Origin of the sequence: Mesorhizobium sp. XAP4 (genome assembly GCF_029269325.1) — a bacterium.
Taxonomy (GTDB): Bacteria; Pseudomonadota; Alphaproteobacteria; order Rhizobiales; family Rhizobiaceae; genus Mesorhizobium; species Mesorhizobium ciceri.
Window position 1 is genome coordinate 530223 of the sequence record NZ_JARIXW010000001.1, and the last position, 13686, is coordinate 543908.

Sequence of the window (13686 nt, forward strand, 5' to 3'; positions counted from 1 at the left end):
CAAGAACAACAACAACGGAGGCTTTTCAATGGGCAAGGTAGTGGTGGTCACCTCGGGCAAGGGGGGCGTCGGCAAGACGACCTCGACGGCGGCCCTCGGGGCGGCCGTGGCCAAGACCGGCAAGAAGGTGGCGCTCGTCGACTTCGACGTCGGCCTGCGCAACCTCGACCTGATCATGGGCGCCGAGCGGCGCGTGGTGTTCGACCTCGTCAACGTCATCCAGGGCCAGGCGAAACTCTCGCAGGCGCTGATCCGCGACAAGCGGGTCGAGACGCTGTTCCTGCTGCCGGCCTCGCAGACGCGCGACAAGGATGCGCTGACCGAGGAAGGCGTCGGCGAAGTCATCGACAAGCTGCGCTCGGTGTTCGACTACGTGTTCTGCGACAGCCCGGCCGGCATCGAGCGCGGCGCGCAGCTCGCCATGCGCTTTGCCGACGAGGCGGTCATCGTCACCAATCCGGAAGTGTCGTCGGTGCGCGATTCCGATCGCATCATCGGCCTGCTCGATGCCCGCACCTTGCGGGCCGAGCAGGGCGAGCAGATCGCCAAGCATGTGCTGGTGACGCGCTACGATGCGGCGCGTGCGTCGCGCGGCGAGATGCTGTCCATCGACGACGTGCTGGAAATCCTGTCGGTGCCGCTGCTCGGCATCATTCCGGAAAGCCAGGACGTGCTGCGCGCCTCAAACCTCGGTTCGCCGGTGACGCTGTCGGAGCCGCTCAACACTGCTGCCAAGGCCTATATCGACGCTGCCAGGCGGCTGGAGGGCGAGGAATTGCCCGTCATCGTGCCCTTCGAGCGCAAGGGCTTCCTCGATCGTCTTTTGGGAAGGAGGGCGGCATGAACCTGCTCGACATCTTCAAGCGGCGCTCCAGCGCCCCGGTGGCGCGCGAGCGGCTGCAAGTGCTGCTCGCCTATGAGCGCCGCAACCGCAGCCAGCCCGACCTCGTCTCCATCCTGCGCGAGGAGATCATGGCCGTCATCGCCAAGCATGTGCAGATCGACCAGGACTATCTGCAGGTCTCGATGGACCGCGGCGAGACCATGTCGACGCTGGAGATCGACATCCAGATCCCCAACAAGAGCGCCGTGCCGCTGGCCATGGCGGGGTGAGGGCAACTTAGGGGGAGCCGCGATCCTTCGCGCCCCCCTCTGTCCTGCCGGACATCTCCCCCACAAGTGGGGAGATTGGCAATTTCTGCGCTTCAGTTCTTCTTGCAACGTTGGCGATTGGCGAAAGCCCGCATGACGTCCAATCTCCCCCCATGTGGGGGGAGATGTCCGGCAGGACAGAGGGGGGCGCTGTCCCGCCGGCAGAACCGGCTTCGCACCCTCGCACCGCATCGCTCGCAGCGTCCAAACCCCTAAAATGTCCCAAATTTACCTTTGTGCCGACGGGGCTTCCCCTGCGCAAGCAGCGGATGTAAGGATATATTAGCAATTTGTTAAGTTCTAAGCGAGGTATGCGTAAGGGGAGTTTGGCGATGAACTTCAGAGGCCTGATCAAGCGTGCTGAAGACGTGGATAAAGCAATCCAGGACCTGCAGATCGATTTGGCGGACGCGCTGGATGCAAGTCTCGACGCCGACGACCTGGCGCCGCCAGAGAGCGACGATGTGCCGGATGCCCAGGCGGCACCCGATGACGGGCCACCCCAGGCCGATGCGGCAAATGACGACAATGCCGGGAATGCCGAGGATGCGGGCGCTGCGGACAGTTCCGAAACCGCGCCAAGACTGACCGCCCATACACAGACCCGGCTGGCTGCATTGAGCGCCTTCGAGGGGCTCTTCCACGACGCCAGGGACTATCTGGAGGAGATCAACGACAAGCTGTCGGAGATCGGCACCTCACACCATCTGACGCGCGAATTCCTCAACATCCTGCACAGCGACATCCTGCGCGCCAACGAGCTGGAGGTCGCCAATGCCGCCCTGGCCGCCGAACAGAGGGCGCTTTCGGAAAAGCTGCACGACGCGGTGAAAAAACTGCGCGAGCGTGACGGCGCGTTCGAAGCGCTGCAGCAGCGCGAGACAAGCCTGGTCCAGGACCGGGAGACGCTTCGTGCGGCACTTGCCGCGGTCAGGCTGGAACTCGTCGAGACAGCCAATGCGAGCGCCAAACGCGAGGCGGAGTTCGGCGACATCGCCAAGCGGCTGACCGCCAGGACGGTCGAGGCCAACAGGCGCTTGCGCGAAAGCAAGATGCTGCGCGAAAAGCACGTCAACCTGTCGATCGAACTCGACAAGGCGCTGAAGCGGGAATCGCAGGCGCGCCACAGGCTCGACGAGCTGTCGGCGGTCCATGCCACCGAAGCAGCGCGGCTGGCGGAGCTGCTGGCGGCGCTCGGCAAGAGCGAGAAAGAGGAGATGCGGCTGCAGAAGTCGCTCGAGGCGGCACAGGCGAAACTGTCGGAAACGACCGAAGCGGCCCGCATGATGGAAGGCGACAAGGAAGCCGAGCTGGCTCGCAGCCAGGCGGAAATGCGCGGGCTGAGCTCGGAGATCCAGAACCTGCAATCGCGGCTTGAGCAAGTGTCGAGCGAAAACGGCGAAGCCGCGGGCGAGATCGCCAGGCTCAAGAGCGAACTGAACGATGCCCTGGCCGAAAAGAAGATCGCCGATGAAAGATTGTCCGCGCTGAGCCAGGAGAGCGAAAGCGACAAGATGAGTCTTTCCAAGGTGAACGCCAACCTTTCTCAGCTGACGCTGCAACAGGCGTCCGAACAGATACAGTTCGACGTGCAGAGGCAGGAGTGCGAGGACCTCAAGGCCGAAATCGCCTCGCTCAATGCCCGGATCAAGGAACTGCTGCCCTATGAGCGGCTCCACAAGGCCACCAATGGCAGGCCGCGCGAGGACGGCGTGGTCGAGATGGCCGGGGCGATGGCGAAGAAAGCACGGACGACGGGCAGGCGGCGCATGCGCAGGAATGTCGGCGCCGCCACCTGAAGCGTGTCGCGCCTGAAGGATTCAGGCGACCCGCTTCAGATCTTTCTTTTGTGCATGGGAGGCCGGCACCTCACCCGGAGAGTAAGTCCAATGGGGCACCGGCCAGGCGGATCGACAGGTCCGCCGCACAGGCAAGGTAGCGCGCCTCGGTCCCGCACGGCATTGGTGCGATCACGGAAGGTGCCAGCGGCAATTCCCCTGGCTTGTGATTCGAACCCTTGCGACGACCCGCCGGCCGGAGGCTGCAGACACGCCCGGAAACGATCGCGGGCCGGCCCGGCGCCTTCTCAGTCGAGCGGTTCGTGCTGGTAAAGCTCGTCCATGCTGAGCGAGGCCAGGGCGCCGAAAGGGGCCTGCTTTTTCACGCGGCCGCCGCTCAGGATGACCACGTCGTCGCAGAACGAGATGGTGCTGTGGTGATGGCTGATGACGATGGTCGTGCGGCGGCCGGCTCTCGACTTCAGGGTCTCGACGATGGCCGCTTCCGACAGCCCGTCCACGGCATTGGTGGCCTCGTCCAGGATGAGGAGATCGGGATCGCGCACCAGGGCTCTCGCCAGGGCGATGCGCTGCCTCTGTCCCGCCGACAGATTGACGCCCCTGTAGCCAACCAGGGTCTCGTAGCCCTGAGGCAGCCTTTCGATGAATTCATGCGCTTCGGCCAGTCTTGCGGCGGCCTCGGCATCGCCGGCTGTCGCGGCATCCTGGCCGTAGATTATGTTTTCAAAAATGCTGCCGTCGACCAGTTCCAGTTCCTGGCTGGCCAGGGCGATGTGCCGGCGCCACTGGCTGGCGTCGATCCGGTCGAGCGGCGATCCATCGACGAGGATGCTGCCGGTGTCCGGTTCGACGAAGCGGCACAGGAGATTGACGATCGTCGTCTTGCCGGCGCCCGAGCGGCCGATCAGCGCCGTCGAGCGGCCGCCGCGGATTTCGAATGTCGCCGCATGCAGCACCACCTCGCGCCGGTCCGTGCCGGAATAGGTGAATGTCACATCGTCGAACTTGATGCCCTGGCGCAGGCCGTGGAACGGCCCGGCGCCTTGCGGCGGTTGCGGCTTGCCGGCGGGATCCAGCAGCCATGTCACCTCTTCAAGCGATCCGCTCAGGCCCTGCAGCTGGCTCCACGACCCCTGCAGGGCCCGCATATGCGGCTGCAGCCTGTAGAGCAGGATGACGAAGGCGATGATCAGCGGGAAACTCACCTGCGCCAGCCAGGCGCCGATCACCACCGCCAGGAACAGCATGGCGTGGAGAACCTCCGTCAGCGGCGGCAGCGCTCCCTGGCGCACGAGCAGCGCGAAGGAAGCGCGGCGAACCGCATCCGACGCCGTGTCGAATATCGCCTTTTCCCGGTTCTCCTGTCCGAAGATGCGGATCAGCCGTCCGGCATGCACAAGGTGAAGCATCTGCGAGGCGAGGTGGCCGTTGCGCGAGGCGACGCTGCGGCTTGGCTCCTTCAGATTGGCTGAGAGGATGGCGTGCGCGATCTGGACGAGCGCCAGTCCGAGCGTGACCAAAAGCGTCATGCGCCACGAAAGCAGCAGCAGGAAAGCCAGGAGGATGATGGCGGCCGATGCGCTGACGATGGCCGACAGCATGATCTGGATCGCATCGGAAGCCCGCCAGGATTCGTTGGAGATGATGTTGAGCAGGCGTCCGGGGCTCTGCCGCAGGAAGAACGGGTAGCCGACCCGCAACAGCTGCTCCGACAGGGCGCTGCGGATGGAATGGCTTGCCTTGCCGGAGATGAAGGTCGTCAGCAGCGTGTTGGCGAAGGCGAAGACGTTCTTCAGGATGATCGAGCCGAGGATGGCGGCCGAAATGACGATCAGCCGGTCGCGCTCGCTCAAGCCCGATCCGACGTGCTGGAGGACAGCGGAGAAGCCTGCCATTCCGGCGGCATCCCCGTGTCCCATGATGATGCCCAGCAACGGGATGATCAGGCCGATGCCGAACCCTTCGAGGACGGCGCTGACCAGGCCGAGAACCACTACCGCCGGAAGCAGGCGCAGTTGCCGCTTTCCGAACGCCCGGAACAGCATCGGCAGGTTTGGCGGCAGCATTGGCATTACAGCGTTTCACCTCGCCTGGGCATTGGCTTGTTGATCTTGGCGCACCGGTTCGGCTCGCGGCCGTCTGACCAGCAGGAGAACCGCGAACCTGGCCGCGCCGAGCAAATTCATGGCGACGATCGGCCAGTGCGACAGGTTGAGTTCACGATCGAAGGCGGGTCCTCCCGCCAGTTCCCGGAAAGCCCCTCTTGCGGCCCAGTAGAAATGGCGAAGCAGCCAGGGCGCGTGGCGAACATGCTTCAGGCAGAGCCCGCCATTGCCCAGGCTGTAGTCGCGATGCAGCTTTTCGATGGCTTTGCGATCCCGCCGGCCGTGATGATGGAAAATCGTCATGTCAGGCACATACTCGACCGCGATCCCGAGCAGCATCGCGCGCACGAGGTAATCGGTATCCTCGGCCGACCGCAATGGTCCGCCGGCGCCGAAGCGTTCGTCGAAATAGCCGATGCGGGCCGCGACATCGCGGTGCATCGTCATGTTGCAGCCCAGCACGAAACCGCCGGGATGAACATCTGGCGTCAGCCGCTCGCGCGCCCAGGACCGTTTGATGGTGAACGGCAAATCCCTGGCATCGCCAAGCTCGACACGGCCTCCCCGGATGAGCCATTGTTCCCCGGACGCATAGTGTCGCTCCAGATCGCGCAGATAGTCGCGATGGAGCGCGCAGTCGTCGTCGACGAAGACCAGCACACGGCCGCGCGCGCGCCTCAGCCCGGCGTTGCGCGCAGCCGCCAATCCGGGGCGCGGCTCGCAAACGGGCGTGAACGGAATGTCCGACGCAGCCGCGATGCTGGCCAGGCGTTCGGCCGTGCGGTCGCTCGAACCGTTGTCGACGACCACGAGTTCGGCGGCGAAGCCGGCATGTGCGCGGCATGCGGCTTGCACCGACTTGATGCAGGCATCGAGCACGGCGACGCGGTTGCGCGTGCAGATGATGAAGCTGACTTCCGGCGCCGCTCGTTCCGGGCGGGGACCGGCCGGGGCGGGGCCAAGCGCCGTCGAACGATCGCGCTGCAGGGGTTGGTTGGCTTTGACGATCATGCCTCAGCCCGCCTGATAAGGTGCCAGAACCGCCGCGGCGGGCGCGGATTTGAAGAAGTATGCCATGGCATCGGCCTGCCTGGCGGCCGACAGCGAAGCGCGGCTGAGCCAGGGCGCCCAGGCGCCGGGCCGCAGCGCATATTGTTCGCGGCGCCGGATGACGTTCCATTTGGCGGTCCGCGTCAGCAATTCATGGGTGAGCGCGGGCTGCTTTTCGTCGGCGACGAGCTGGTAGAGGAAATAGAACAGGTTCAGCGCGCCGGCCTCGAAGCTCGGCCGCGTCGCCGCCGGCAGCGAGGAAATCTCCTGCTCCAGCGCGACGATGAAGTCGGCCGCACGGGCGACGGTGCCGTGGCCGACCGCATCGCCAATGTCGCGCAGGTCCCGCGTGGCCTGCGCCAGGTCCTCGCGCTCGAGGTTCTCGGCCACGATCCGCAAATGCGTCCTGCGCATCTCCTTGACGTGCCGGCTCGTCACGCTTGCCTCATGGACGCGGTAGACGACCAGGTTTTCGGGCATCATGGCTGCCGGGTAACGGCCGGCCAGCCGCCTGAAAAGATCGAAGTCCTCGGCATGCCGGTAGGCCTGGTCATAGTGCAGGACGCTGTCGTCGATGACCTTCCTGTTGTAGACGACCGTCGGGTGCATGAAGATCGTGAAGAACATCGCCAATACGGGGATGCGGCCGAACTGGAAGACCGGATCGGGCCTGCCCCTGGCGATGCGGCCGCGGATCAACATGTCGACGCCGGCGCCGCAGAAGCCCAGTTCGGGCCGCCGCTCGAACAGCGCCACCTGGCGCGACAAACGCCAGGGATAGGCGACGTCGTCGGCATCCATCCGCGCGACCAGTTCGCCCCGGGCGATCGCCAGCCCTTCGTTGAGGGTCGCGACGAGGCCACGGTTTTCGCGCGAGATGATCGAAATGCGGCTGTCGGCCTTTTGGCATCGCTCGAGTATCTCGAGCGAATTGTCGGTCGAACCGTCATCGATCGCGATGATTTCCAGGCGACTGTGATCCTGCCGCAGGATGCTTCCCAGCGCGGTGGCGAGATAGGGACCGGCATTGTAGACCGGCAACAGGACGGAGACGAGCGGTGCGGCGGTCATCGTCTTGCATCCGTGCGCTGGAGTTCGAGCGCCGGTGTGCGGCCATCGGGCGATCCGCCAGCCGCCGTCGCGAGCCAGCCGCCATGGCTGCCCTGTGCGGAGCGGGTGCGCGCGACATAGGGGAAGTGGCGCTTCAGGCTGTTGAGCGGCCTCTCGAAAACCACCCAGGAAATCGAGGCCGCGACAATCGTGGCGGCACTCGCAACCAGGAAACGCCCTGGCCCTTGCTCCGAGACGTTGAGCGGAATCCAGGGTTGCGCCTTGACGGCGAGCGACAGCAATATCGGATGATAGAGATAGACGCCGTAGCTGATGCGGCCGAGGCCAAGCAGCGGCGGCAGTTCGGCAAGCTTTCCCAAAGTGCCGCCAAGGCCGCGCGAACAGGCTGCGACGATGACCATCAGCGGCACCAGCGGCAGGACTTGCCGCACCAGCCAATGGGTCCATTCGAGCATCGGATCGGCGGGCGCAGGCACAAACCACTCGATGACAAGGAATGCGGCCGCGAAGGCAGGCCAACTGAGCCGCATCCAGTGCGGCAGGGCCGCGCCCCTGGATCGCCAGCAGGCAAGCAGCGCGCCCGTCGCCAGCGCATCCATGGATGCCGGCGGCAGCAGGTCGCGCGCCAGCGTCGTGTTGGCGGTGAGCGGCCAGTAAAAGCGATAGGCCAGCGACAGTGCGATGACGCCGATGCAGATCTGTTCGAAGCGGCGGCGCGGGGCCAACAGGACGACCAGCGGCCAGGCAAGATAGAACTGCTCCTCGATGCTCAGGCTCCAGAAATGGCACAGCACCCAAGGGTTCCAGTCATTGCGCAGCGCATACCAGAAATTCGACAGGTAAAGCGCATGCCAGACCAGCGATCCCCTGGATTGGTCCAGGTCGACCAGCCAGACGAAACCCAGCACGGCGAAATAGGGCGGAAATATCCGCAAGCCCCGCCTGATATAGAAGGATCGCAGCGCGGGGCCGGTCTCGAATTCGGCGGCCGAACGCGCTTCCAGGAGCAGGCGCGTGATCAGGAAGCCGCTCAGCACGAAGAACAGCCGGACGCCGATATGGCCCCAGAATGAAGATCCTCCAGCGGCGAAGAAATGGGAATACAACACCATCGTCACGGCGATGGCTCTCAACGCATCCAGTTGGATGTCGCGTGCGCTTCCCATCAGCGGCATCCGCCAGCGTGATGGTCGCGACCAAGCCGCCAGCCGGCCGTTTCGAGCGGCAGGCCAAGGCGGACGAGACCCGCCAGAGCGCAGGCATCGTCGAACCTACGCCCGAAATCGACGGACGGGTGGCTCAAGCTGGTCAACCTGGCGGGATCCTCCACGGCGCATATCCAGTCGCAAACGAGTCCCCCAGGAGATCGTTCGGCTACGGCATTGTGCGGCGCAACACAAAAAATCTACCCAGCTGAAATACTTATGTGAGCAAGCGCTAAAAAATTGAGAAAACCGAGCGTTTCTCGTCAATTCTGGCGATTTTTCTCAGAACTTAAACGCTGTGGTTTAAATTTTGCCGATGTTCCCGCCTCGGTTGATTTGCGAGCTCGTGGCTTGAGAGCCTAGTTCTTTGTTAGATCACAGGAAATTCCGTAATCTATATTTTATCTATATGGATCCGGCCCTGGCTCCGTGAAGAAATGATTTGGAACCATTAGCTTTGCGCGGTGCAGCATCGTCTCTGTTTTTCGTCGTTGCCACGCGCAACGCCCATTACTCGGCTGACCGCCAACCCTCACACCGCGTCGAACACCACCGTCTGCTCCAGCCCGCCGCCCCGGCGGTTTTCCAGTGTTACCGTGCCTCCGTAGCGCTCGATGATTTCCTTGGCGATGGCGAGGCCAAGACCAGCTCCGGGGATCGATTGCAGGCGGCCGGGGTCGACGCGGAAAAAGGGCTCGAACGCCTTGTTCAGGAGTTCCGGGGGGATGCCCGGCCCATGGTCCGATATGGTCAGCACGGCGCGATTGTCGGTCGCGGCCAGGTCGATGCGGCACGCCTTGCCATGGGTGGCGGCGTTGACGATCAGGTTGCGCAAGGCGCGGCGCAGGCCGAGCGCGCCGGCGCGCACGCAAACCTTTTCCAGGTGCCCGATCGAGACGGCATGGCCGAGCGACACCATCTCGGCTTCGATATCGCGCACCGTCTTTGCCAGGTCCACCGCTTCGACGGCGTCCTGGTTGACCTCTTCGCGCACTAGGCGGATGGCGCTGTCGGCGATGCGATCGAGTTCGTCGAGGTCGTGAAGCCATTTGTCGCGTTCGTCGTCCAGGAATTCGGCGCGCAGCCGCATGCGCGTCATCGGCGTGCGCAGATCATGGCCGGCAGCCGCGACCAGCCGCATGCGGCTTTCCATGGCGGTCCGCAGCCGCGACGAGAGCTGGTTCAGCGCATGCGCGGTGGCCTTGACCTCGGCCGAACCCACTTCCGGCACCGCCGCCAGCACGCCGTCCGATCCGATCTTGGAGACGGCGGCCTCCAGCATTTCGAGCGGTCGGATCAGCACCGAGGTGAAATAGACCGATACCGCCGTGGCGCCGGCGACGATCAGCGAGATCCAGCCGGCCAGAACCAGCCATTCTCGCCGCGGCGGCTTGAGGTGCGGCACCTCAATGATCGCCCATCGGCTGTCGGGCAGGTGCATCGATGCGATCTGGCCGGGTTCGTCCGGCTTCTCGTTGACGACCGCGGGAAAGTCGAGGCCACGGCGGTGCAGGATGTCGTTGAGCATCGCCGTTTCCGCACGAGCCACCTTGCCGCCCGCTGGATGGTCGGCGAATTGAACCCGCAGGACGTCGGGGATCGGCCCCGGCAAGAGCCGCACCACCAGTTCCATCTGTTGGGCAATCCAGGGCACGGTCAGTTCCGGCGGCGGTCCGCCACCGCGCACGCTGATGACGGCGGCCGTCGCCAGGCCGACGACGCCGACGATCGAGGCGACCAACAGCAGGATGAGACGGCGGCGCAGTGAATTCACGCGTGGCTCTCCACGGTCTCGACACGCGCCGTGAGCTGGTAGCCGCCATTGCGCACGGTCTTGAACAGCGGCCCGTCGCCGGTGTCGGAAAATTTCCGGCGCAGCCGGCTCACCAGCACATCGACGGAGCGTTCGAGCGGATCGCGTTCGCGGCCCTGCGTCAGGTCGAGAAGCTGGTCGCGCGACAAAAGCCGGCCGGGACGGTCGAGAAACACCTGCAAAAGAGCGAACTCGGCGCCGGTGAGGTCGACGGCCACGCCTCGCGCATCCGTCACCTTGCGGGTCTCCGGTTCCAGCCTGTAACTGGCAAAGCGGTAGATGCGCGCGCGCGGCGGCGCGGGCGCTTCCTCGGGCGTCGAGCGCCTGAGCACGGCGCGGATGCGGGCAATGAGCTCACGCGGGTTGAACGGCTTGCCGAGATAGTCGTCGGCGCCGAGTTCCAGGCCGATGATGCGGTCGACATCTTCCTTCAGCGCGGTCAGCAGGATGATCGGGGTGTGCGGCTTGCGGTCGCGCAAACCGCGGCAGATATCGAGCCCCGAGCCGTCCGGCAGCATCACGTCGAGCACGATCAGGTCGAATTGGCCGGAGCCAAGCCGTTGCTCGCATTCGCGCCGGTCCGCCGCCGCCGTGACGCGAAAGCCCTGGCTGTCGAGGTAACGCTGGAGAAGCGTCCTGATCTCGCGGTCGTCGTCGACGACGAGGATATGGGGTTGTGACTGCATGACCGTGCCGTTGCCGATGAATATTGGGACCCGTGATTGCAGGGGCTTGCCGCGATTATAGGAGAGCCGCGCCCGAGCGGCGTGGAAAATTGCAACCGAACGTTTCCGGCGGGCCATGGGAAACATTCGGAAACAAATTGCCCTTTTGCGGAAACCTTCGGCAACACGCCGACGCGAAGCGGACAAAGACGCTTCCTATCCTCTGAACCGTCCGAAGCATGAGAGAAAGGAACATCTTTATGCCAAGCAGACTTCTTGCGCTCGGCCTGTTTTCCGTCGCCGCAATTCACCCCGCGCTGGCGGCGCAGCCCGACCCCGGCGCCGGACCCGGTGAGCCGCCCCCTGTCATGGCCATGCAGGATGGGGCAGGCCACGGCCGGAATGGACCCGGCCCGCATGGACCGATGCGACCTGGTTCGCAGGGTTTCGGCCCGCAAGGCTTTGGCCCCCGCCGCATGGGTCCGCCGCCGGAATTCATGCTGGCCGCCCGGCTCGCCGCGCTGGAGACCCGCGTCGGCATCCGCACCGAACAACTCGACGCCTGGCGCGACTACACCAGCGCGCTGCAGGCGGTGCTTTCGCAGCCTCGGCCTGACCGCGGGCGGCCCGTTGGTGCTGAAGCGAAGGACCCCGACGCAGCAGGCCCGGGCGGCAAGCCCGATCCCTTCGCCTTCCAGGAAAAGCTGGCCGACGACGTTACCGCCCGCGCGGTTTCGGCCGGCAGACTGAAGGAGGCGATCGCTGAACTGCGCGCCAAGCTGACGCCCGAACAACTCGAACTCCTCGCTTCGGCGGAACGTCCCCATGGATCACCCCCCGGTCCCTGGGGCGGTCCGCCGAACGATGCAGCCGGCCCCAGAGGTCTGCCCAACGATGGCAGGCAGCTCCCGCCCCAGCCCGGGAACGACGAGCAACTCTGACCGACTGCACCGGCCGGCCCGGTACCCAACCCGTTCTCGGGTCGGCCGGTTCTCCGGGGATGGCGGGCGTATCTCCGCCATCCTCGTTTCGATCACGCCCAGTTCGAATCGCGCCAATTCGAACCATGCCCAATTCGAACCCTGCAATGGAAGCACGACAATGTGGGAAGCCATGATCATGCTGCGGCTGCTCGCGTCCGCCAGCCCGAGGCTCTCGTTCGGTCCTGTCGGGCGAGGCATGCCGCTGGCCCCGCCGGCCGACACGCTGAAGGGCGCGATCCGCCTGAGTTTCGCCGGCTGGCGGTTGTCGCTCCCGCTGTCGCAGCCGCTCGACAACCATGGGCATCATGACCGCAAGATCGCGTGAATTCCGGCAAGGCGCTTGGCATGTCCTCGCTGATCGGCATAATGATGTTGGTGGGCATCGCGGCCGGCTACTCGACCTTCGAGCAGCTCTGGCCGCCGAGAAGGAGCGCGACATGAGCCGCTTCGAAGCATTGCTCGTCGCCGCCCGCAGACCGGCGCGGCCCACCATCAAGATATCGGCCGGCATGCCTCGACCAAGCGGTCGATTGCCCGCGCCCGCAACTCCAGCGAAAGATCATTCAGTCCATGTCTATCCAGCCTAGCCCGTCTTTGCAGCCGGCACGCCGTCTGGCGCCCTGGGCCGCGATGTTCGCATCCGCCTTTCTGCTGGCGGCCTGCTCGCAGGAGAGCAGCGCCCCCGCAGGCATGGGCGCGCCCGGCAAACCGGAAGTCGGCGTCGTCACCCTGCATCCGCAATCGGTGGCGATCACCGCCGAACTGTCGGGACGCACGGCGGCCTCGCTGGTTGCCGAAGTGCGCCCGCAGGTGAACGGCATTATCCAGCAGCGCCTGTTCAAGGAGGGCAGCGAGGTGGCGGCTGGACAGCCGCTCTACCTCATCGATCCGGCGAGCTACAAGGCGTCCTACGACAGCGCGGTCGCCGCACAGCAGAAGGCGGAAGCGGCGGTGCCTACGGCGCAGGCCAAGTTCGACCGTTATGCCGGCCTGTTGAAGCAGAACGTTGTTTCCAAACAGGATTATGACGATGCCGCCGCCACGCTGGCGCAGGCGCAAGCCGATGTCGCCTCGGCCAAGGCCAGTGCCGAGACGGCGCGCATCAGCCTCGACCGGACCTCCATCACGGCACCGATCGCCGGGCGCATCGACAAGTCCACGCTGACGCCGGGCGCGCTGGTGACCGCGAACCAGGACACGGTGCTGACCACCATCCGTGCCCTCGATCCGATCAATGTCGACGTCACGCAGTCGAGCACCAACCTGCTCAATCTGCGGCAGGCGATCTCGGAAGGGCGGCTGAAGTTCAGCGGGCCCAATGTCAGCGTGAAGCTGAAGCTCGAGAACGGCACCATCTACACGCAGACCGGCAAGCTGGAATTCGCCGGCGCCAATGTCGACCAGACCACCGGCACCTTTGCGCTCAGGGCCGAGTTCCCCAATCCGGACCGCCTGCTTCTGCCCGGCATGTATGTGCGGGCACTGGTCGAGGAGGGCGTTGCCCAGAACAGTTTCCTGGTGCCGCAGCGTGCCGTCAGCCGCAACGCCAAGGGCGAGGCCACGGCGATGGTCATCAACGCGCAGGGCAAGGTCGAGACGCGCGTGCTCGCCGTGCGCAACAGCGTCGGCAACAACTGGCTGGTGGATTCGGGTGTCGGCGACGGCGACCGCGTCATCGTCGAGGGTATGCAGCTGGTGCGCCCCGGCGGCGATGCGACGGGCGTCGAAGTGACGATCGACGAGACGACCGGCGAGGTCAAGGACCGCGGGCAGAGCACGTCCGCCGCACCGGCCGCGTCCAATGCGGCGAAACCGGCGCCTGCCGCCGCGACCGGGAACTGAG

12 protein-coding genes are annotated in these 13686 nt (G+C 65.1%); 6 read left to right on the forward strand and 6 right to left on the reverse strand.

What is annotated here, in order from left to right; genetic code table 11:
- The first annotated feature begins 28 nt into the window (after positions 1-28).
- From minD to P3C39_RS02750, 3 genes are all read left to right on the forward strand, one after another.
- On the forward strand, positions 29-844 hold the full coding sequence (gene minD / locus P3C39_RS02740; RefSeq protein WP_024501687.1) for a septum site-determining protein MinD: 816 nt from the start codon (positions 29-31) through the stop codon (positions 842-844).
- Positions 841-1113 (forward strand): cell division topological specificity factor MinE, encoded by a 273-nt coding sequence (gene minE, locus P3C39_RS02745; protein WP_024501686.1) that lies wholly within the window; start codon positions 841-843, stop codon positions 1111-1113. Before minD ends, minE begins: the two co-directional genes overlap by 4 nt.
- Before the next feature lie 371 nt (positions 1114-1484).
- Positions 1485-2951: a hypothetical protein gene (locus P3C39_RS02750; RefSeq protein WP_275952612.1), complete on the forward strand. Its 1467-nt coding sequence runs from the start codon at positions 1485-1487 to the stop codon at positions 2949-2951.
- A gap of 287 nt (positions 2952-3238) precedes the next feature.
- Here the strand turns inward: P3C39_RS02750 and P3C39_RS02755 are convergent, their stop codons facing one another.
- From P3C39_RS02755 to P3C39_RS02780, 6 genes are all read right to left on the reverse strand, one after another.
- On the reverse strand, positions 3239-5023 hold the full coding sequence (locus P3C39_RS02755) for an ABC transporter ATP-binding protein (protein WP_275952613.1): 1785 nt from the start codon (positions 5021-5023) through the stop codon (positions 3239-3241).
- A gap of 9 nt (positions 5024-5032) precedes the next feature.
- Entirely contained in the window at positions 5033-6067 is a 1035-nt protein-coding gene (locus tag P3C39_RS02760) for a glycosyltransferase (RefSeq protein WP_275952614.1), read from the reverse strand.
- Between the two features lie 3 nt (positions 6068-6070).
- Positions 6071-7177, reverse strand: coding sequence for a glycosyltransferase family A protein (locus P3C39_RS02765; RefSeq protein ID WP_275952615.1), 1107 nt, complete (start codon positions 7175-7177; stop codon positions 6071-6073).
- Positions 7174-8343 (reverse strand): acyltransferase, encoded by a 1170-nt coding sequence (locus tag P3C39_RS02770; RefSeq protein WP_024501681.1) that lies wholly within the window; start codon positions 8341-8343, stop codon positions 7174-7176. Before P3C39_RS02770 ends, P3C39_RS02765 begins: the two co-directional genes overlap by 4 nt.
- A 571-nt stretch (positions 8344-8914) precedes the next feature.
- A complete protein-coding gene (locus P3C39_RS02775) occupies positions 8915-10156 on the reverse strand; it encodes an ATP-binding protein (RefSeq protein WP_275952616.1) in 1242 nt (413 codons plus the stop codon).
- The gene (locus tag P3C39_RS02780) at positions 10153-10881 is read right to left on the reverse strand and encodes a response regulator (RefSeq protein ID WP_275952617.1); all 729 of its coding nucleotides are present in this window, start codon (positions 10879-10881) and stop codon (positions 10153-10155) included. Before P3C39_RS02780 ends, P3C39_RS02775 begins: the two co-directional genes overlap by 4 nt.
- A 239-nt stretch (positions 10882-11120) precedes the next feature.
- Between P3C39_RS02780 and P3C39_RS02785 the strand changes: the two genes are divergently transcribed.
- The 3 genes from P3C39_RS02785 (at position 11121) to P3C39_RS02795 (ending at position 13685) form a co-directional block, all read left to right on the forward strand.
- Positions 11121-11801, forward strand: a complete 681-nt coding sequence (locus P3C39_RS02785; RefSeq protein ID WP_275952618.1) for a hypothetical protein — start codon at positions 11121-11123, stop codon at positions 11799-11801.
- Between the two features lie 160 nt (positions 11802-11961).
- Complete coding sequence (locus tag P3C39_RS02790; RefSeq protein WP_275952619.1) at positions 11962-12168, forward strand: hypothetical protein; 207 nt, start codon at positions 11962-11964, stop codon at positions 12166-12168.
- 245 nt (positions 12169-12413) lie between these two features.
- Entirely contained in the window at positions 12414-13685 is a 1272-nt protein-coding gene (locus P3C39_RS02795; protein ID WP_275952620.1) for an efflux RND transporter periplasmic adaptor subunit, read from the forward strand.
- Position 13686: the final 1 nt, after the last annotated feature.